The 18,876-nt window shown below is 62.7% G+C and carries 16 protein-coding genes; 6 read left to right on the top strand and 10 right to left on the bottom strand.

The genetic code is table 11. From position 1 onward, the window contains the following. Positions 1-10 precede the first annotated feature (10 nt). Genes BT125_RS17690 through BT125_RS17670 form a run of 5 tightly spaced genes read right to left on the bottom strand, consistent with a single transcriptional unit; the run spans position 11 to position 5,396 of the window. A complete protein-coding gene (locus BT125_RS17690) occupies positions 11-1,015 on the bottom strand; it encodes an AAA family ATPase (protein ID WP_072408833.1) in 1,005 nt (334 codons plus the stop codon). Beyond that, entirely contained in the window at positions 1,012-2,175 is a 1,164-nt protein-coding gene (locus tag BT125_RS17685) for a DUF4350 domain-containing protein (RefSeq protein WP_072408831.1), read from the bottom strand. The genes BT125_RS17690 and BT125_RS17685 overlap by 4 nt, the downstream gene beginning before the upstream one ends. Beyond that, on the bottom strand, positions 2,172-3,713 hold the full coding sequence (locus BT125_RS17680; protein ID WP_072408829.1) for a DUF4129 domain-containing protein: 1,542 nt from the start codon (positions 3,711-3,713) through the stop codon (positions 2,172-2,174). Before BT125_RS17680 ends, BT125_RS17685 begins: the two co-directional genes overlap by 4 nt. Next, positions 3,700-4,674 (bottom strand): stage II sporulation protein M, encoded by a 975-nt coding sequence (locus BT125_RS17675; protein ID WP_072408827.1) that lies wholly within the window; start codon positions 4,672-4,674, stop codon positions 3,700-3,702. The genes BT125_RS17680 and BT125_RS17675 overlap by 14 nt, the downstream gene beginning before the upstream one ends. Further along, positions 4,671-5,396: an RDD family protein gene (locus BT125_RS17670; protein ID WP_072408825.1), complete on the bottom strand. Its 726-nt coding sequence runs from the start codon at positions 5,394-5,396 to the stop codon at positions 4,671-4,673. The genes BT125_RS17675 and BT125_RS17670 overlap by 4 nt, the downstream gene beginning before the upstream one ends. 388 nt (positions 5,397-5,784) lie before the next feature. Here BT125_RS17670 and sbcB point away from each other — a divergent pair, with 388 nt between their 5' ends. Then, positions 5,785-7,221 (top strand): exodeoxyribonuclease I, encoded by a 1,437-nt coding sequence (gene sbcB / locus BT125_RS17665; RefSeq protein WP_072408823.1) that lies wholly within the window; start codon positions 5,785-5,787, stop codon positions 7,219-7,221. An 83-nt stretch (positions 7,222-7,304) separates the two neighbouring features. On the opposite strand, the gene mvaT is transcribed toward sbcB, so the two are convergent. After that, a complete protein-coding gene (gene mvaT / locus BT125_RS17660; RefSeq protein ID WP_003205091.1) occupies positions 7,305-7,682 on the bottom strand; it encodes a histone-like nucleoid-structuring protein MvaT in 378 nt (125 codons plus the stop codon). 304 nt (positions 7,683-7,986) lie between these two features. Between mvaT and purU the strand changes: the two genes are divergently transcribed. Then, complete coding sequence (gene purU / locus BT125_RS17655) at positions 7,987-8,835, top strand: formyltetrahydrofolate deformylase (protein ID WP_060740880.1); 849 nt, start codon at positions 7,987-7,989, stop codon at positions 8,833-8,835. Between the two features lie 57 nt (positions 8,836-8,892). Continuing rightward, positions 8,893-9,066, top strand: coding sequence for a hypothetical protein (locus BT125_RS29465; protein WP_170842278.1), 174 nt, complete (start codon positions 8,893-8,895; stop codon positions 9,064-9,066). Positions 9,067-9,070: 4 nt separating this feature from the next. On the opposite strand, the gene BT125_RS17650 is transcribed toward BT125_RS29465, so the two are convergent. Genes BT125_RS17650 through BT125_RS17640 form a run of 3 tightly spaced genes read right to left on the bottom strand, consistent with a single transcriptional unit; the run spans position 9,071 to position 11,938 of the window. Next, entirely contained in the window at positions 9,071-10,066 is a 996-nt protein-coding gene (locus BT125_RS17650; protein ID WP_072408820.1) for a glucosaminyl phosphatidylglycerol flippase, read from the bottom strand. Then, positions 10,063-10,830, bottom strand: a complete 768-nt coding sequence (locus tag BT125_RS17645) for an N-acetylglucosaminyl phosphatidylglycerol deacetylase (protein WP_072408817.1) — start codon at positions 10,828-10,830, stop codon at positions 10,063-10,065. The genes BT125_RS17650 and BT125_RS17645 overlap by 4 nt, the downstream gene beginning before the upstream one ends. 16 nt (positions 10,831-10,846) lie before the next feature. Continuing rightward, positions 10,847-11,938: an N-acetylglucosaminyl phosphatidylglycerol synthase gene (locus BT125_RS17640; RefSeq protein ID WP_083564522.1), complete on the bottom strand. Its 1,092-nt coding sequence runs from the start codon at positions 11,936-11,938 to the stop codon at positions 10,847-10,849. 329 nt (positions 11,939-12,267) lie between these two features. Between BT125_RS17640 and BT125_RS17635 the strand changes: the two genes are divergently transcribed. Then, positions 12,268-13,758 (top strand): helicase HerA-like domain-containing protein, encoded by a 1,491-nt coding sequence (locus BT125_RS17635; RefSeq protein WP_072408813.1) that lies wholly within the window; start codon positions 12,268-12,270, stop codon positions 13,756-13,758. Positions 13,759-13,894: 136 nt separating this feature from the next. On the opposite strand, the gene BT125_RS17630 is transcribed toward BT125_RS17635, so the two are convergent. After that, on the bottom strand, positions 13,895-14,350 hold the full coding sequence (locus BT125_RS17630; RefSeq protein WP_072408810.1) for a DUF721 domain-containing protein: 456 nt from the start codon (positions 14,348-14,350) through the stop codon (positions 13,895-13,897). Between the two features lie 307 nt (positions 14,351-14,657). Between BT125_RS17630 and secA the strand changes: the two genes are divergently transcribed. Continuing rightward, complete coding sequence (secA, locus tag BT125_RS17625) at positions 14,658-17,393, top strand: preprotein translocase subunit SecA (RefSeq protein WP_072408808.1); 2,736 nt, start codon at positions 14,658-14,660, stop codon at positions 17,391-17,393. 123 nt (positions 17,394-17,516) lie between these two features. Continuing rightward, entirely contained in the window at positions 17,517-18,734 is a 1,218-nt protein-coding gene (gene argJ, locus BT125_RS17620; protein ID WP_072408806.1) for a bifunctional glutamate N-acetyltransferase/amino-acid acetyltransferase ArgJ, read from the top strand. Positions 18,735-18,876: the final 142 nt, after the last annotated feature.

Raw genomic sequence — 18,876 nt, 5'->3', positions numbered from 1 at the left:
AAGTGCGTATTCACAACCGCGGCGCCGGCACTTGATCGAGCAACTGCCCCAGCACTTGGTCCACCGACAGCCCTTCGATGTCCAGTTCCGGCGCCAGCCGTACCCGATGGCGCAGCACGGCCAGGGCGCAGCTCTTGATGTCGTCCGGCACCACGAACTCGCCGCCGCGCAACAACGCCCGCGCCCGGGCGCAACGGACCAGCGCAATTGACGCACGGGGCCCGGCGCCGAGGGTCAAGCCTGGCCAACTGCGGGTGGTGCGGGCCAGGCGCACGGCGTAGTCGAGCACCTGGTCGTCCATCGGCAGGTCGCTGGCGATGCGTTGCAACGCTTGCACGTCCTTGGCTTGCAGCACCATGCGCAGCGGTTGCACGTCGAGCATGTCGGCGCGGGTCGAGCGGCTGACCTGGCGCACCATGTCCAGCTCCTGGTCGGCGTCCGGGTAGTCCATGCGCACCTTGAGCATGAAGCGGTCGAGCTCGGCTTCCGGTAGCGGGTAGGTGCCTTCCTGTTCGATGGGGTTCTGGGTGGCGAGCACCATGAACGGCTGGCTGATGGGCAGGGCGCGGCCTTCGAGTGTAACCTGGCGTTCCTGCATGGCTTCGAGCAGCGCGGCCTGGGTCTTGGCCGGTGCGCGGTTGATCTCGTCGGCCAGCAGCAGGTTGGTGAACACCGGGCCCTTGCGCAGCTTGAACTGCTCGGTCTGCAAGTCATACACCGCGTGCCCGGTGACGTCGCTGGGCATCAGGTCGGGGGTGAACTGGATGCGCGCGAACTCGCCGTTGAAACAGCGAGCCAAGGCGCGCACCAGCAACGTCTTGCCCAGCCCCGGAACGCCTTCGAGCAGCACGTGGCCGCCGGCGATCAGTGCCGTGAGCACATCGTCGATCACGCTGGCCTGGCCGACCACCGCCTTGCGCAGCTCGGTGCGGATCGCCTGGGCCAACTGACTGGCGCGCTGGCGCTGTTGGGCGGCGTGGGCCTGACCGTCGGTAGGTTCGTTCTGTTCAGTCATAAGGCATTCCTGAGGGTTTGCAAATGGGCGACCTGGCGGCAGAACTCTGCGCTGGACATACGCTGTTTCGGTCGTGGGCTCAAGGCCTGGCTGATGGCCCGTGTGGGCTGTCGAGTCAGGCGGGCGAGGACCTGCCATTGTTCGGCGACGGCCAGTTGTTCGAAGCCTGGGTGAAGATGGCGGGCCCGGCGCAGCACGTCTTGTTGCAAGGCGTGCAACAGGTGCTGCTGGCCGTTGTGGCGCAGGTGGAAACCGGCGCTGGCCTGTACGTGTTCTTCCAACTGGCGCCGGGCCTGGGAGGCCGGTGGTTGCAGCGGGCCGTGGCGCACTGCCGAGCGCCAGAACCACAGGACAACCAAGGCCAGCAGTGCCACCAGCGCCTGGGGGAAATAGCGCAGCAACAGGGTCAGCAAGGTGTCGTGGTCGGTGTTGAACAGCAAGGTGACGTCCGTGTCGGCGCTCAAATACCAGAGCAGCCAAGCGTTGTCGTACTGGTCGATGGCGTCGTTCTTCCACAGCTCGGCGTCGGTGATCACGGTGATCGTGCCGAGGCCGAGGTTCAATTGCATCATGTGGGTCGACACCGCGCTGTTGGCCCAGGCCTGGGCCAGGTTATGCGGGTCTTCGAGGTGGAAGTCGGTGTCAAAGCTGGCATACGCCGGCGCCTCTTCGTCTTCCAGGTAGAGCTTGGTCAGTTCCGGGTAACGGTCCTTGATCAGTTCGGGCGCGGGCTCCTTGAGGTCTTCGCTCAGCAGTTGGCGCAGGCGCACGCGGTCGAGCAGCAGGTCGCCGCTGCTGCCGGTGCTGTTGTCCCACAAGGCTTCGGCCACAAAGACCAGGCGTCCACCGGCCCGGGTCCAGTTCATCAACTGTTCGACTTCCCGTGGCGTCATGTGGGTGCGCTCGCCCAGCAGCAGCAGGCTGTGCTGGCGTGGCTCCAGGGTGGGTAGCACCTCCAGGCTGTTGGCGTGCTCGACATTGATCCCCCGCTGGCGCAGGAACAGTTCGGCGGCCAGGTAAGGGTTGGCCTGTGCTTGCGGGGAGGGGCCGTGCTCGACGACCTCTTCATAGGGCACGGCCTGGGTGTAGAGATAAAAACCGAATGCGCACACCACGGCGGCCAGCACGGCGCCGATCAGCCACCCCGCGTGCCGGCTCATCGAGACGCTCCCGGACCGAACAACCCGCGCCAGCTGTCACACAGTTCCTGTTGCACGTGGGGCGGCGGCGGGCGATGCCCATAGGCAATGTTCTGCCAATGCAGGGTCAGGCTTTTGCTGAAGCCCAGCAGGTTGTCCTGTTCGAGCTGTTCGACGCGTTGCAGCACCTGGCCTTCGGTGTCGGACGGTTTCAAGGGGATCTTGAAGTCATGGTGCAACCGGCTGAGCAGTGCCCGGTACAGCAGGCCCAAGGCTTCACGGGGTTGCGTGGCCCACAGCTGTTCGACACTGGCGGCGACGTCGGCCGGCAGGCTTTCTTCGCGAATATCCAGGCCGAACATGTGTGCCGGTGCCGCTCGTTCCACGGGCAGGCGTTGCGTCGGCCGCCGATTGACCAGGGCTTTGAGTCGTTCCCGGTAGTGCCAGGCCAGCCAGACGATCGCACCTGCCAGGCAGGCCCATAGCGCGATCTGGATCAGCGCGGCGGCGATGTCGAAGCGTTGGCCACCGAGCCATTTGAACAGGGCCTTGAGCCAGCTCGGTTTTGCCTCGGTCTCGTCGGTGGGTTCGGCGGTTTCTTCGCCGAAACGATAACGGGTGACGGTCTCCGGGTTCTTGAACGGCGAGGCCTCGAGGATCGCCTTGATGCCGGCCCGGGAGGCTTCGCTGGTCAGGGGCTGGTTGAGCAGCCGCGGGCTGTCGGGGGCGTTGGGCTCTTCGTCGGCCCACGCCGGGGGCGCCAGCGGCAGAATCACCAGGGCCAGCAGCAACAATGCCGGGGCCATGCCGCTCAGGCGCTGGCGCAGGCGCCGGAACACCAGTTCGATGTCCCACGCTTCGAGGATCGTGCGGCGGTTCAGGTAGAGGCTGAAGCCGCAGGCGACGTACACCGGTTCCCACAAGATCAGCAGCAGCGGGTAGAGGAAGTTGACCAGGTGTTCGAACCACAACCAGTCGTGCTCGGCTGCCGATACCAGCGTCTCCCAGTCCCATTGCAGTTCGACTTGTTGCGGCACGAACAGATAGAACAGGGCCATCAGGCCGAACCACAGGGCGGTTTCCAGGTGCATGCCGATGATGGTCAACCATTGCGCCGCGCCGCGGTTGCGTTGCAGTAGTACCCGTATGCGTTGCTCCCGCGCCTGACCGGCGAGCCCTTCGAGTTGCACCACCGGCAGCAGGAAGCTGCGGCTCAGGCTCAATCGGCGCCAGGTCAGGCTGGCCAGCAACTGGGGCTTGAGCAGCGCCGGCCATTGGCGCAAGGCCTGCCTCAAGGTTGGGGTTTCGCCAAACAGTGCCTTGGACAGGATGTACAGCGGCAGACGGTCAAAGGCCGGTTTCAACCACCAGAACAGCATCACCACCAGGGACGGTGAGTCCCACAGTAGCAGGGTCAGCAACAGGTACACCGGCAGTGTGATGATCGCCCAACTGGTCATCAGCAAGCGTCGATGCTGCTGGCTCATCAACACGCCAAGGTCCATGGCTTCCCAGGTGGTGCGTGGGCGGATGACGACGGTGGCATCACTCAGGCGCATGGCGGGCCCGTCCGGCAAGCGACAGATAGCTGATGACCAACAGCCACAACAAGCCGCCCACGGTGTATTTGGTGGCGGGCGTTACCGCGCTGGAAGACCAGTAGGCCTCGATGAACGCGGCGATGAGCAGGAACAGCATCACGCCGCCGATCATCAACACGCTTTTACCCGCCGCGAGCCGCAAGGCCTCGCCACGGGTCAGGCGTCCCGGGGCGATCAAGGCCCAGCCCAGTTGCAGGCCCGCGGCACCGGCCAGGGCGATGGCGGTGAGTTCGAAGGCGCCGTGGCCGATTACGAACGACCAGAACGTTGCGCCGGAGCCGATCTGGGTCAGGTGCCCGGCCACTGCGCCAATGGTCAGGCCATTGAAAAACAGGAAGAACGCGCTTCCCAGCCCAAACATCAAGCCACTGGCGAATGTCTGAAAGGCAATGCCGATGTTGTGCATGATGTAGTAGCCGAACATGACCCAATCTTCGCTGGCGGCCCGTTCGACCGAGCGCCCCAGGTGTCCGGAGGCCGGGTCATACATGCTGCGGATCTGGCTGATTTCGTCGGCGCCCAACACGCTGTAGACCAGCTCCGGGAACAGATAGACCAGCAGCCCGATGCCGGCCAGACTGCCCAGGAACATCAGGCTGGCGGCCAGCACGAAGCGCCATTGTTCACGCACCAGTCGAGGGAAACCGACCAGGATAAAGGCCGAAACGCTGGCCGATGGTCGGCTGCGATCCCGGTAGAGTTGCTGGTGACCGCGCAGCGCCAGTTGTTGCAGGGTGTCCACCAACAAGCTGCTGTAGCCCCGGGCCTGGGCCAATGCCAGGTGATGGCAAAGCCGGCGGTAGGCGGCAGGGAAGTCACTGCTCTGGGGCACGTTGCGGTTGCGCTCCAGCTGATCGAGTTGCTGGGCCAGGTGCTCCCATTCTCCTTGGTGGCGGCTTTCGAACAGGCTTTGCTTCATGTCGGCCCCAGCAGGCCGCGGGCGATGCCATTGAGTTCGGCGGTGGCGTTCGGCACCTGGACGTTCAGGGGCGCGGCCAGGATCGCGGCCAGTTCGTTGACCCGCGCCTGGGACAGTTCTGCCTGGCGTTCGGCGAAGCCCAGCACGGCGCGTTGCTCATGCAGGTTCAGGGTGAAAGGTGTGCGTATCGGCGGGGCCATGGGCAATGCGGGGCGTTTGACCGGCTGTTCGCGATACACCACCAGCGTACCGGCCGCGAGATCGCCCAGGCGCTTGAACGCCGGATGCTGCAGGCAGCAGATGGCCCCGAAGGTGTAGCCGAAGGGCAGCATGTCGACGAAACGCAGCAGGTTGCGGATCAACGACGCCGACCAGCCGATGGGCCGGCCATCGTCCTGCACCACGCGCAGCCCCATGATCTGCTTGCCGGGAGAACGCCCCTGGTTGAGTACCTCGAACAGCACCATGTACCACCAACTGACGACAAACAGCAGGATGGACCCCAGGCCGAGCCCCAGCTCGCCGAAAAACGCCAGGACCAGGAAAAAAACACCCAGGACCAAGCCGCGTATGCCCAAATCGATGGTGAAGGCGATTGCACGCGGCATCAGCCCCGCCGGGCGCAGTGGCAGGTCGATGCCCTCCGGCGTTTCCACCTGATAACGCGTGTCCAGGGGCGCGGGCAGCGTCGCGTTCCTTTGCAGTGCTGGTGTCTCGAGCATGGGCAACCTGTGATGGGCCGATCCGAACATTCAATCTCGGCCCCGATGCTAGCAGTCTTCGTGCGGGCAAACGATAGAACTGTGCAGGTCATTTCAAGGTTTGCAACAGGATTGAGAAGGCGAACACTGGCTGCATCATTCTGCGACCCCTCAGTGTTCACAGATCCCTGTGGGAGCGGGCTTGCTCGCGAAGACGGCGGTACATTCAACATCAATGTCGCTGACCCACCGCTTTCGCGAGCAAGCCCGCTCCCACAAAAATTCTCAAGTGTTCACAGATCCAGTGTCCGACACCGCTCGCACACTGGCATTCAAAAGTTACAGCACTGCTGGCCGCAGGCAGGTTCGAGCGCCTAGACTTCGCCAGTCTTCAGTTCAGGAACAGCCCGTGACTTCCATCTTCTGGTACGACTACGAAACCACCGGCATCAACCCGCGTTGCGACCGGCCCTTGCAGGTGGCGGGTATCCGTACCGATTTCGAGCTCAATGAAATCGACGAACCGGTGAACCTGTATTGCCGGCCCAGCGATGACATCCTGCCGCACCCGGCGGCCTGTGCGATTACCGGCATCACCCCGACATGCCTGGCCGAAAAAGGCTTGAGCGAAGCCGATTTCATGACCCGTGTCCACGACCAACTGGCCGCACCCGGTACCTGCGGCGCCGGCTACAACACCCTGCGTTTCGACGATGAAATGACCCGCTACAGCCTCTATCGGAATTTCTTCGACCCGTACGCACGGGAATGGCAGGGCGGCAACAGTCGCTGGGACTTGATCGACCTGGTGCGTGCGGCCTATGCACTGCGCCCGAAAGGCATTGTCTGGCCCCAGGAGGACGGTCGCGTCAGCCTCAAGCTCGAACGCCTGACCGCCGCCAACGGCATCGATCATGGCCAGGCCCACGATGCGTTGTCGGACGTGCGCGCGACCATCGCCCTGGCCCGCCTGATCCGTCAGCGGCAGCCGCGGCTCTACGACTGGCTGTTCCAGTTGCGCAGCAAGCAGAAGGTGATGGACCAGATCCGCCTGCTGCAGCCGATGGTGCATATTTCCGGTCGCTTCTCGGCGGCGCGCAATTACATCGGCGTGGTATTGCCGTTGGCCTGGCACCCGAAAAACCGCAACGCCCTGATTGTCTGTGACCTGCACCTGGACCCCCAGGGCTTGTTGGACCATGACGCCGAAAGCCTGCGCCAGCGTTTGTATACCCGTCGCGAAGAACTGCTCGAAGGTGAGTTGCCGGTGCCGCTCAAGCTTATCCATATCAACAAATGCCCGGTGGTCGCGCCGTTGTCGGTGCTGCGCGTCGAGGACCAGCAGCGGCTGGAGCTGGACATGGAGGGCTATCGACAGCGCGCATTGCGGCTAACTGACGCACAGAAAGTTTGGCAGGACAAACTTCAGGCTATTTATGGCCGCGAGGACTTCACCGCCAGCGAGGATCCCGAGCAACAGTTATACGCGGGTTTCTTGGGCGATCGCGATCGGCGTTTATGTGAACAAGTGCGCATGGCGGACCCGGCGCAATTGGCTCAAACGCAATGGCCTTTCGATGATGAACGTCTGCCGGAACTATTGTTCCGATATCGTGCACGCAACTTTCCAGATACCTTGAATCCCGAAGAACAGGGGCGCTGGAGAATTTTCTGTCAACAACGTCTGTCCACCCCGGAATGGGGAGCGCCTAATACCTTGCAAAGTTTTGACGAGGCGATGGGAGAGTGGCTGGCCCTGTCTACGCCGATGCAGCAAGAAGTACTCGTGGAATGGCAGGGCTACAGCCAGCAATTGCGCAAACGTTTAAGCCTTGAATCGCAATGAGATAAAAAGATAACAGGCATAAAAAAACGCCAGTAATCACTGGCGTTTTTTTGTTCGCAAAGAAGCTTGCGCCGCGGTGAGGCTTAGCCCAGCAGGGTTGCCCAGCCTTCTACCACGTCACCGCCCCACTTGGCTTTCCACTCTTTCAGAGTCTTGTGGTTGCCACCTTTGGTTTCGATGACTTCACCGTTGTGCGGGTTCTTGTATTGCTTAACTTTGCGAGCGCGCTTGGTGCCGGTAGTTTTCACGGCGCCACGTGGGGCTTTGCTCGACTTGGCTTCTGGATCCAGCAGGGCAATGATGTCGCGCAGCGACTTGGAGTATTCGCCCATCAGCGTGCGCAGTTTGCCTTCGAACTCAAGCTCGGTTTGCAGTTTGTCGTCTTGCGACAGGTTTTTCAGGCGAGCTTGCAGTTCTTTGATGGCTTCTTCTGTGGCGCGGTATTCATTGATCAAGGACATGGGGACTACCTTATGTAGGACGCGGGTGACAAGGAGACAGTGCGGCAATAGTAATCAGACAGTTTCATCAAGTAAACATTTAACCGGTGTTTTATTTAATTAATTAGTGCTGCGCCACAAAAACGCCTGTTGCAGTTAAATACCGCGACAGTGTCTTCACATCTGTTCACATATAATCTGCCTTCCCGGGCCTCGCCGGCCATGGCCTGGGGCTGCCGCCCAGGATCCGGCGTGTCATCGATACTGCAGTTTTGCCGCGCAATGGCTAGAATGGCCGCCTTTGCGAAGTTCTGGAGTTCCCCTAATGCGCACTTTTCGTCTGGTGATTGCTTGCCCGGACCGCGTCGGCATCGTTGCTAAAGTCAGTAACTTTCTGGCGTCCCATAACGGCTGGATCACCGAAGCGAGCCATCACTCGGACAATCAAAGCGGTTGGTTTTTCATGCGTCACGAGATTCGTGCCGACTCGCTGCCCTTCGGCATTGAAGCCTTTCGTGAAGCGTTCGCCCCCATTGCCGAAGAGTTCTCGATGGACTGGCGTATCACCGACACCGCGCAGAAAAAACGCGTGGTGCTCATGGCCAGCCGCGAGTCTCATTGCCTGGCTGACTTGCTGCACCGCTGGCACAGCGATGAGCTCGATTGCGACATCGCCTGTGTGATTTCCAACCATGATGACTTGCGCAGCATGGTGGAATGGCACGGCATCCCGTACTACCACGTGCCGGTCGACCCGCAGGACAAGCATCCGGCCTTCGCCGAGGTCTCGCGACTGGTCAAGCAGCACGACGCCGAGGTGGTGGTACTGGCTCGCTACATGCAGATCCTGCCGCCGGCCTTGTGCAGCGAATACGCCCATAAGGTCATCAACATCCACCACAGTTTCCTGCCGTCGTTCGTCGGGGCCAAGCCGTACCACCAGGCGTCGATGCGCGGTGTGAAGCTGATTGGCGCCACCTGTCACTACGTGACCGAAGAGCTGGATGCCGGCCCGATCATCGAGCAGGACGTGGTGCGCGTCAGCCACAGCGACAGCATCGAAGACATGGTGCGTTTCGGCCGTGACGTAGAGAAGATGGTGTTGGCCCGCGGCCTGCGTTATCACCTGGAAGACCGGGTGCTGGTGCACGGCAACAAGACCGTGGTCTTCTGACTACACTGCCAAGGGCCTGGACGAGTCATCGCCAGGCCTTTTTTCATGAGGTTCGCCATGACCGATCCATTGGACAAAGCCACCTCCAAGGCGCCAGCCACCCTGGGCGAGGGCTGCCTCAGCCGTTATGACCCCGACGCGTTAAGCCCGGAGGATGGCACCGAGTTTCCCGACGCCGCGCAATTGTGGGAGCAATTGCATCCCCAGGACGAGCCCGAACAGACGCCGTGACCGGTCAGGCTTGCCTGAGCCTGATCAGCTTCTTGATCAACGGCCGCCCGACCATCAGGAAGAACACCGGCCCACCGGCCACCAGGTAAAAGTAATAGGTCACCGCCCGCCAGATCAGGATCGCCGCCGCTGCGGTGGACTTGCCCACCATGGGAGCCAGCAGCGCCGCCGAAGTCAGCTCGGCCGCCCCGGCACCGCCCGGCAGCAGGCTGAACTGTCCCGCGCTCAAGGACAGCATCTGGATCAGGAAACTCCAGGCCCACTGCAAGTCCGCGCCCAGCCCCTTCAATGCCAGGTACAACACGCTGTAGCGCAGCGCCCAATGCAGGCAGGTCAGGCCGAAGACTTGGAACAGGGTCTGTCGTGGCAATTTCAGGGTGTCGGTGAAGGCCGCGAGGAAGTTCAGGATCTTGCGGCCCCAGCGTCGGCGTGTGGCGGTCTTTACCCGCAAGTGCCGCAGAACACGAGCCCCCAGCAGAATCAGCCGGCGGTGATAACGGGCCACCAGCACGCAGCCGAACAGCCCGCCAAACAATGAAATCGCGCTCAACGCCAGCATCCATTCCAGGCGCTGGCTGAGGTTCTGGAACAGCGCGTAGAACAGAATGCCCACCAAGGCGCAGAGGAAGAACAGCAAGTCGCTCAGTTGATCCATGGCGAACACCGCGCTGCCATGGGCCGGGCGCACACCGTTGCGCGCCAGCAGAGCCATCAGCGTCAGCGGGCCGCCACTGCCTCCGGGCGTCGCGCACATGGCGAATTCGGTGGACATCACCACGCCCATGCTTTTCCACCCGCCGATGCGCCCACGGTATTCCCCCAGCAGCAGGCGCAGGCGCACGGAATTCAAGCCCCAGCACAGCACGATCATGCCGAGCATGGCCAGCAGTAGGGACAGGGGAAAGCGCTGCACCCGCGACCACATTTCCCCGCCGCCGACCAGCAGCGGCACCAACAGCGCCGTGAGCAGGGCGGCGCCCAGCCAGATCAGCCGTTTCATGCGGCGCTGCGGGCCCGCAGCCCCTGGGTTGCCAGCCAGCCGACCTTGGTCATCGGCACGCGACCGTCGTTGAGCAGGCGTTCGAGGGTGCGCAGCCAATAGTCCCGGGAAAATCCGTGGCGCATGTCCACCGGGTGCAGGCCCAGACGAATCACCGGGGCCTGGCGCCAGCGCTGTTCACGCTGGTCGCTGATGACTTTCGACAGGCCACGGCGCCAGGCACTGCGGGCACTCCAGACCAGGCCCGGCGCGTCGATGGCGCTGAAGTCGGGCAGGCGATAGAGGTGTTGGGTGTCACTGGTGTAGCTCAGCGGTAACTGGCGCAAGGCTTGGCGTGTGCCTTCGCTCATCAGCCAGGCTGGGGCGACGAAACCTTCCAGCGGCCAATGGTAACGCTCAAAGGTGTCGATCCCGGCGCGCAGGCGGGCGAGGGCGGCGACCTCGGACAGGTTGTAGAACTCCCCTTCATGGGTATAGACCCGGCGCATGAACCAATCCTTAGGGTGGCGGGCGGCAGGGCCGTCGTCACAATGATAGTAGCCATGCAGCACCAGCTCGTCGCCGCGCTCGACCCGACGGTCGAGCAGGCGGCGAAAGTCGGGGTGAGCCTCCAAGGCATTGGTGCGGTGGAAGTCCGGCACCACCAGCCAGGTCATCGGCACCTGGCCGAGGGCATCCACGGCCTCGACGAAGGGCTGGTAGTCGGGCCAGGTTTGCGGTGCCACGTCATGCAACACCAATAGCACGCTGGGCGAAGAACTCATCGACACGGTCCTCGCCTCAACCATTGGCCAGCAACGGCATTTGTTCGCCGAGCACGGCGTAGTAGTGCCCCAGCAAGCTGTTGACCACGGTGTCCCAGGCATAATGACGCTCCACATGCCGGCGTGCCAGCAGGCCACGGCGTTCGCAGCCTTCGCTGAAAAGTTGCCGCACGGCATTGGCCATGGCTTGCGGATTGTTGGGCGTGCACAGCAGGCCGCAGTCCTCGTGGACGATTTCAGTGAAAGCACCGGCCGCCACCGCCACCACGGGAATACCGCTGGCCATGGCTTCGAGGATCACCAGGCCGAAGGTCTCCTGATCGCCGGCGTGCACCAGGGCATCGGCGCTGGCCATGAGCCGGGCGACTTGCGGCGCCGGGCAGAACTCGTCGACCACCGTGACGTTGTCCGGCACCACGGCGGGCATCGATGAGCCCACCAACAACAGGTGATAGCGCTCGCCCAGGCGTTTCATGCACTTGAGCAGCACCGGCAGGTTTTTTTCCTTGGAGCCGCGCCCGGCGAAAATCAGCAGGCGCGCGTCTTCGGCGATACCCAGCTCGGCCCGCAGTTCCGGGTCGCGGGCGGCAGGGGTGAAGGTTTGCAGGTCAACGCCCAGGGGTTGCACATAGACGTTCTTGACCCCCAGCCCGGTCAGCTTGTCGGCCATGACCTGGCTCGGCGCCAGGACCCGGTCGAAATTGCCATACAACTTGCTGACATAGGCTTCGATATTGGGGGTGAACCAGTTGCCCATGCGGTTACTCACCAACAGTGGCAGGTCGGAGTGATAGAAGCCGATGACGGGCACGTCGAGCTGACGGCGGGCATCCAATGCGGCCCAGGCGGTGAGGTACGGATCGCCGACCTCGATCAGATCCGGTTGCAGATCGCGCAGGACATTGCGCCACGGCGCCAGGCGAAGGGGGAAGCGATAGCCCTTGCCGAACGGCAGCGCAGGGGCTGGCACCTTGTAGATTCCGTCGTGCTCGCTCAAATGCGCGCCGGGGATCAACAGGCTGTGGCGAATACCGGGCCGATCGCCCAGGCGCCGGTGCTTGGCATCCAGATAAGTGCGCACGCCTCCGCTGGCGGGGGCGTAGAACATGGTTATGTCCGCTATATGCACGATGAACGTCCCTCCGGTCTGTGTTCTCCTGTGTTGACCTTTATGAAGAATAGATGTTCGGTTGGGGTTGTGGGGCGGGTGCGCTGCAAGTGGAGTATTGCTGGGTTTGACAGGGCCTCATCGCGAGCAAGCTCGCTCCCACATTGGTTTTTTGGTGTACACAAAACTCCTGTGGGAGCGAGCCTGCTCGCGATAGGGCCTGCCCAGGTTCGCAGCTATTATTCCTGCTGCCAGGGCCTCAATGCGCCAGGCATGCTTTTATATAAGCGTGCAAAATGGCGTCATATCGCAAACACACGGGTGACCATATGCCTGACTCATCGCAACTCGTTATCGGTGCCGACCTCAGCGGCCAGCCCATCGCCCAGGCCATGCGCCTGGCGAACCGTCATGGCCTGGTGGCGGGCGCCACCGGCACCGGCAAGACCGTCACCTTGCAGCGCCTGGCCGAAATGTTCAGCGATGCCGGCGTGGCGGTGTTCGCGGCGGATATCAAGGGCGACCTGTGCGGCCTGGGTGCTGCCGGCAACCCCCAGGGCAAGATCGCCGAGCGCATCGCCGGCATGCCCTGGCTCGACCACAAGCCCCAGGCTTATCCGGTGACCTTGTGGGATATCCACGGCCAGTCCGGGCATCCACTGCGCACCACCCTGAGCGAGATGGGCCCTTTGTTGATCGGCAGCCTGCTGGAACTCACGGACAGCCAGCAGTCGGCGCTCTACGCCGCGTTCAAGGTGGCCGACCGTGAAGGCCTGTTGTTGCTGGACCTCAAGGACCTGAAGGCGCTGCTCAATCATCTCAAGGACAACCCCGAGCTGCTGGGGGACGATGCGGCGCTGATGACCACCGGCTCCAGTCAGGCGCTGCTGCGGCGCCTGTCCACTTTGGAACAGCAGGGCGCGGACGCGTTGTTCGGCGAACCGGCGTTGCAGCTCGAAGACATCCTGCAACCGGCCAGCGATGGCCGTGGCCGCATCCACTTGCTTGATGCCAGTCGCCTGGTCCACGAAGCGCCGAAGGTCTACGCGACGTTCCTGCTGTGGCTGCTGGCCGAGCTGTTCGAGCAGTTGCCTGAGCGCGGCGATGCGGACAAGCCGCTGCTGGCGCTGTTCTTCGATGAGGCGCACTTGCTCTTTGCCGGTACGCCCAAGGCTTTGCAGGAGCGCCTGGAACAAGTGGTGCGCCTGATCCGTTCCAAGGGCGTGGGGGTGTATTTCGTGACCCAGTCGCCGGGCGATTTGCCGGACGACGTGCTTGCCCAGCTAGGGTTGCGCATCCAGCACGGCTTGCGGGCCTTCACGGCCAAGGAACAGAAATCCCTGCGGGCGGTGGCCGACGGGTTCCGCCCCAACCCGCAGTTCGATGCCCTGGCGGTGCTGACCGAGCTGGGCATCGGTGAGGCCCTGGTGGGCACCTTGCAGGAAAAAGGCACGCCGGAAATGGTCCAGCGGGTGCTGGTGGCGCCCCCGCAATCGCGCATCGGGCCGCTGAGCGAGGCCGAGCGCGCCGGGTTGATCGCCAGTTCGGCGCTGCAAGGGCGCTACGACAAGCCCATTGATCGCGAGTCGGCCTACGAAGTGCTGATGGGACGCAAGGGGCTGGAGCCCCAGGCCGAAGCGGTGCCGGGCAAGTCCACGGCCGAAGAACCCAGCTTCACCGAAAAGGCCGGCGAGTTCCTTGGCACGGCAGCCGGCCAGGCGCTTAAATCGGCGATGCGTCAGGCGGCTAATCAACTGGGCCGGCAGCTGGTGCGCGGGTTGATGGGGTCGTTGCTGGGGGGCAGCAAGCGGCGCCGGTAATCGATACCGAGTTGCTCCCTTCGCGAGCAAGCTCGCTCCCACAAGGATTGGTGTCGTACGCGAAATAGGTGGCTGCTGCAGATCGACTGTGGGAGCGAGCTTGCTCGCGATCGCTATATAGCCGACGCCGAAAATCTCAATCCTTGGGCCGCGCATGTGCGGCCAACCGCTCCAGCGCCGCCCGCAGGTTAGGATCGCTGATGCCGTCGGCGGTGGCCTGGATGGTCGCCGCGGCGTCGGTGGACAGATCCATCGTATGGCCCTTGGCGCCGACCTGGACAGTGGGCGGTTGCACCTTGAACAGGATCCGCGTCAAGTTGGCGAATTCTTCGAACGCCTGGAGTTGGCGCAGCAGGCGTTTTTGCTGATAGCGCAGGCGCGTAGCCCAGTGGCCGTCGGTGACGATCAACAGCAGGCTGCCTTCGCGCCAGGATGCCACGTGGCAATGCTCGCGCGCGGCCGGTTGCAACTGGCTGTCCAGCAGGCGCTGCAAATGGCCCAGGCGTCTGGCGTGGCCGAAGATGGCTTTCAGCGGCTTGGCTTCGCGCAGCAGAACGGCGGGCGCCTTGGCTGGAAGAGGGCGGAAGGCCATGGATGAATACCGCAAGTGACAGAGGCGCCATGGTAGCAGAAAGCGCCGGACGCGCCTCGACCCTCTCGCCCTGCGGCTTTTGGCTACGCAATCAATGAATAACTTCTGCGCTTTGTGGGTTGAAGTTCGCACAAAAGCCCTTATTTTAGGGTGGCCCCGTCACAGCGCTGTGCCAGCATCGTGGAATAACGCCACTTTCCTCTCCATCGTTTCCGGGTAGAATGCTCGTTCGCATGCGGCCATGAGGGCTGCACGGGCGACTCATGGGGCCGCCCTCCATCCCTTTAGTGTGGAAGATCCTGCCGATATGTTTGCGCCTTTGTTAAAGAAACTTTTTGGAAGCAAGAACGAGCGTGAAGTCAAGCGCATGCTCAAGACGGTACAGACTGTCAATGCCTTCGAAGAGCAAATGGTGGCCCTTTCGGACGATCAGTTACGCGCCAAGACTGCCGAATTCAAGGACCGCATCGCCAAGGGGGAAACCCTTGACCAGCTGCTGCCCGAAGCCTTTGCGGTCGCCCGTGAAGCCGGCAAGCGGATCATGGGCATGCGCCACTTCGACGTTCAGTTGATCGGCGGCATGACCTTGCACGAAGGCAAGATCGCCGAAATGCGTACCGGTGAGGGCAAGACCCTCGTGGCGACCCTGGGCGTGTACCTCAACGCACTGTCCGGCAAGGGCGTGCACGTGGTGACGGTCAACGACTACCTGGCTCGCCGCGACGCCAACTGGATGCGCCCGCTCTACGAATTCCTCGGCCTGACCGTCGGCGTCGTCACGCCGTTCCAGCCGCCGGAAGAGAAGCGCGCCGCCTATGCCGCCGACATCACCTACGGCACCAACAACGAATTCGGCTTCGACTACCTGCGCGACAACATGGCGTTCAGCATGGAAGAAAAATTCCAGCGTGAACTCAACTTTGCCGTGATCGACGAAGTCGACTCCATCCTCATCGATGAAGCTCGTACCCCGCTGATCATTTCCGGTCAGGCCGAGGACAGCTCCAAGCTGTACATCGAGATCAACAAGCTGATCCCGCAGCTCAAGTTGCACGTCGAGGAAATCGAAGGCGAAGTGACCCAGCCCGGGCACTACACCATCGACGAGAAGACCCGCCAGGTCGAGCTCAACGAGGCCGGTCACCAGTTCATCGAGGAAATGCTCACCCGCGTCGGCTTGCTGGCCGAAGGCGAGAGCCTGTACTCGGCCCATAACCTGGGCTTGCTGACCCACGTCTATGCCGGCCTGCGTGCCCACAAGCTGTTCCATCGCAACGTCGAATACATCGTCCAGGATGGCCAGGTCGTGCTGGTGGACGAACACACCGGCCGTACCATGCCGGGTCGTCGCCTGTCCGAGGGCCTGCACCAGGCCATCGAAGCCAAGGAAGGCCTGAACATCCAGGCCGAGAGCCAGACCCTGGCCTCGACCACCTTCCAGAACTACTTCCGCCTGTACAGCAAGCTGTCCGGCATGACCGGTACCGCCGACACCGAGGCGTTCGAGTTCCACCAGATCTACGGCCTGCAAGTGGTGGTGATCCCGCCGAACAAGCCACTGGCCCGTAAGGACTACAACGACCTGGTGTTCCTGACCGCCGAAGAGAAGTACGCGGCGATCATCAACGACATCAAGGAAGGCATGGCCCAGGGCCGTCCGATCCTGGTGGGTACCGCCACCATCGAGACCTCCGAGCACATGTCCGCCTTGCTCAACAAGGAAGGTATCGAGCACAAGGTCCTCAACGCCAAGTTCCACGAGAAGGAAGCCGAGATCATCGCCCAGGCCGGTCGCCCGGGTGCGCTGACCATCGCCACCAACATGGCCGGTCGTGGTACCGACATCCTGCTGGGCGGCAACTGGGAAGTGGAAGTCGCCAGCCTGGAAAACCCGACCCCCGAGCAAATCGCGCAGATCAAGGCCGACTGGCAGAAGCGTCACCAACAGGTACTCGAGTCCGGCGGTTTGCAGGTAATCGCCTCCGAGCGTCACGAATCCCGTCGTATCGACAACCAGCTGCGTGGCCGTGCCGGTCGCCAGGGCGACGCCGGTTCCAGCCGTTTCTACCTGTCCCTGGAAGACAGCCTGATGCGCATCTTCGCCTCTGACCGGGTGAAGAACTTCATGAAGGCCCTGGGCATGCAGCCCGGCGAGGCGATCGAGCACCGCATGGTGACCAACGCCATCGAGAAGGCCCAGCGCAAGGTCGAAGGCCGCAACTTCGATATCCGCAAGCAACTGCTCGAGTTCGACGACGTCAACAACGAACAGCGTAAAGTGATCTATCACATGCGTAACAGTCTGTTGGCCGCCGACAACATTGGCGAAACCATCGCCGATTTCCGCCAGGACGTGCTCAATGCCACCGTCAGCGCCCACATCCCGCCGCAGTCGCTGCCGGAACAGTGGGACGTCGCCGGCCTGGAAGCCGCCTTGCAGAGCGACTTCGGCGTGGCTTTGCCGATCCAGCAATGGCTCGACGAAGACGATCACCTGTACGAAGAAACCCTGCGCGAAAAACTGCTGGCCGAACTGATCGCTGCCTACAACGAGAAGGAAGACCAGGCCGGCGCCGAAGCGCTGCGCTCCTTCGAGAAGCAGATTGTGCTGCGGGTGCTGGACGATTTGTGGAAAGACCACCTGTCGACCATGGACCACCTGCGCCACGGTATCCATTTGCGTGGTTACGCCCAGAAGAACCCGAAGCAGGAGTACAAGCGCGAGTCCTACACGCTGTTCTCCGAGTTGCTCGACTCGATCAAGCGCGACTCGATCCGCGTGCTGTCCCACGTACAGGTTCGCCGCGAAGACCCGGCCGAAGAAGAGGCTCGCCTGCGCCAGGAAGCCGAAGCCCTGGCTGCGCGCATGCAGTTCGAACACGCCGAAGCCCCTGGCCTGGAAGTGGTAGCCGAAGAGGGGGTCGATGTGGATGTCGCCCTGGCGACCGCACCGGTGCGCAACGAGCAGAAGCTGGGCCGTAACGAACTGTGCTATTGCGGTTCGGGCAAGAAATACAAGCATTGCCACGGGCAGATCCAATAAACCCGTCTCAACGCTGAACCACCCGCGCCGCGACCGGATTTTATCCGTCGCGGCGTTTTGCCATTTTGATTCGCCGTCTCAATGAGGGCGGCGTCGATAGACATCTAATTTAGGAGCGCATTCATGGCTGTTGGTCTTGGTCCGTTGCCCACGTTGCACCCGGTTGCCGGTTTTGAACTCGGTATTGCCTCGGCGGGCATCAAGCGCCCCGGGCGCAAGGACGTCGTGGTCATGCGTTGCGCCGAAGGCTCGACGGTGGCGGGTGTGTTCACCCTCAACGCCTTTTGCGCCGCGCCGGTCATCCTGGCCAAGCAACGCGTGCAGGGGCCGGTGCGTTACCTGTTGACCAACACCGGTAACGCCAACGCCGGCACCGGCGCGCCAGGCTTGGCCGCCGCCGAGCGCACCTGCGCCAAGCTGGCGGAATTGACCGGCGTCGACGCCAGCCAGGTGCTGCCGTATTCCACCGGCGTGATCGGCGAACCGCTGCCGGTCGAGAAGATCGAAGGCGCGCTGCAAGCCGCCCTGGACGACCTGTCGGAAAACAACTGGGCCGCCGCCGCCACCGGCATCATGACCACCGACACCCTGCCCAAGGGTGCGAGCCGTCAGTTCGAGCATGACGGCGTGACCATCACCGTCACCGGCATCAGCAAAGGCGCTGGCATGATCCGGCCGAACATGGCGACCATGCTCGGCTACATCGCCACCGACGCCAAGGTCTCGCGCCAGGTGCTGCAAGACCTGATGCTCGACGGCGCCAACAAGTCGTTCAACCGCATCACCATCGACGGCGACACCTCCACCAACGACTGCTGCATGCTGATCGCCACCGGCCAGGCCAACCTGCCGGAAATCACCGAGGCCAGCGGCCCGCTGTTCGAAGCCCTGAAGCAGGCCGTGTTCGACGTCTGCATGGAAGTGGCCCAGGCTATCGTCCGTGACGGCGAAGGCGCAACCAAGTTCGTGACCGTGCAGGTCAACGGCGGTGGCAATCACCAGGAATGCCTGGACGTCGGCTACACCGTGGCCCATTCGCCGCTGATCAAGACCGCACTGTTCGCCTCCGACCCGAACTGGGGCCGCATCCTCGCCGCCGTCGGCCGGGCCGGCGTGCCTGAGCTGGACGTGAGCAAGATCGACGTGTTCCTCGGCGAAGTCTGCATCGCCAGCCAGGGCGCTCGCGCTGCAACCTACACCGAAGCCCAGGGCGCGGCGGTGATGCAGCAAGAAGAAATCACCATCCGTATCGAGTTGGGGCGGGGTGATTGCAGCGAAACCATCTGGACCACCGACCTGTCCCACGAGTACGTCAAGATCAACGCTGAGTACAGGACTTAACAGGTTCGGGACCGAGTTGCTGCCATCGCGAGCAGGCTCGCTCCCACAGGGATTTGCGGGGTGACTGACCACCGATCCCCTGTGGGAGCGAGCTTGCTCGCGATGGCGCCAGTACAGCCTCTACAAAACCACAAGAAAGGAA

The organism is Pseudomonas sp. NFACC04-2 (genome assembly GCF_900119265.1).
Taxonomy (GTDB): domain Bacteria; phylum Pseudomonadota; class Gammaproteobacteria; order Pseudomonadales; family Pseudomonadaceae; genus Aquipseudomonas; species Aquipseudomonas fluorescens_AA.
Note: the sequence above shows the minus strand (reverse complement) of the source record. Positions and strands in the feature narration are given on the sequence as shown.

Coding starts and splice junctions, on each gene's coding strand:
- BT125_RS17690 (WP_072408833.1), bottom strand. CDS start 1,015: ATGACTGAACAGAACGAACCTACCGACGGTCAGGCCCACGCCGCCCAA.
- BT125_RS17685 (WP_072408831.1), bottom strand. CDS start 2,175: ATGAGCCGGCACGCGGGGTGGCTGATCGGCGCCGTGCTGGCCGCCGTG.
- BT125_RS17680 (WP_072408829.1), bottom strand. CDS start 3,713: ATGCGCCTGAGTGATGCCACCGTCGTCATCCGCCCACGCACCACCTGG.
- BT125_RS17675 (WP_072408827.1), bottom strand. CDS start 4,674: ATGAAGCAAAGCCTGTTCGAAAGCCGCCACCAAGGAGAATGGGAGCAC.
- BT125_RS17670 (WP_072408825.1), bottom strand. CDS start 5,396: ATGCTCGAGACACCAGCACTGCAAAGGAACGCGACGCTGCCCGCGCCC.
- mvaT (WP_003205091.1), bottom strand. CDS start 7,682: ATGTCCTTGATCAATGAATACCGCGCCACAGAAGAAGCCATCAAAGAA.
- purU (WP_060740880.1), top strand. CDS start 7,987: ATGCGCACTTTTCGTCTGGTGATTGCTTGCCCGGACCGCGTCGGCATC.
- BT125_RS29465 (WP_170842278.1), top strand. CDS start 8,893: ATGACCGATCCATTGGACAAAGCCACCTCCAAGGCGCCAGCCACCCTG.
- BT125_RS17650 (WP_072408820.1), bottom strand. CDS start 10,066: ATGAAACGGCTGATCTGGCTGGGCGCCGCCCTGCTCACGGCGCTGTTG.
- BT125_RS17645 (WP_072408817.1), bottom strand. CDS start 10,830: ATGAGTTCTTCGCCCAGCGTGCTATTGGTGTTGCATGACGTGGCACCG.
- BT125_RS17640 (WP_083564522.1), bottom strand. CDS start 11,938: ATGTTCTACGCCCCCGCCAGCGGAGGCGTGCGCACTTATCTGGATGCC.
- BT125_RS17635 (WP_072408813.1), top strand. CDS start 12,268: ATGCCTGACTCATCGCAACTCGTTATCGGTGCCGACCTCAGCGGCCAG.
- BT125_RS17630 (WP_072408810.1), bottom strand. CDS start 14,350: ATGGCCTTCCGCCCTCTTCCAGCCAAGGCGCCCGCCGTTCTGCTGCGC.
- secA (WP_072408808.1), top strand. CDS start 14,658: ATGTTTGCGCCTTTGTTAAAGAAACTTTTTGGAAGCAAGAACGAGCGT.
- argJ (WP_072408806.1), top strand. CDS start 17,517: ATGGCTGTTGGTCTTGGTCCGTTGCCCACGTTGCACCCGGTTGCCGGT.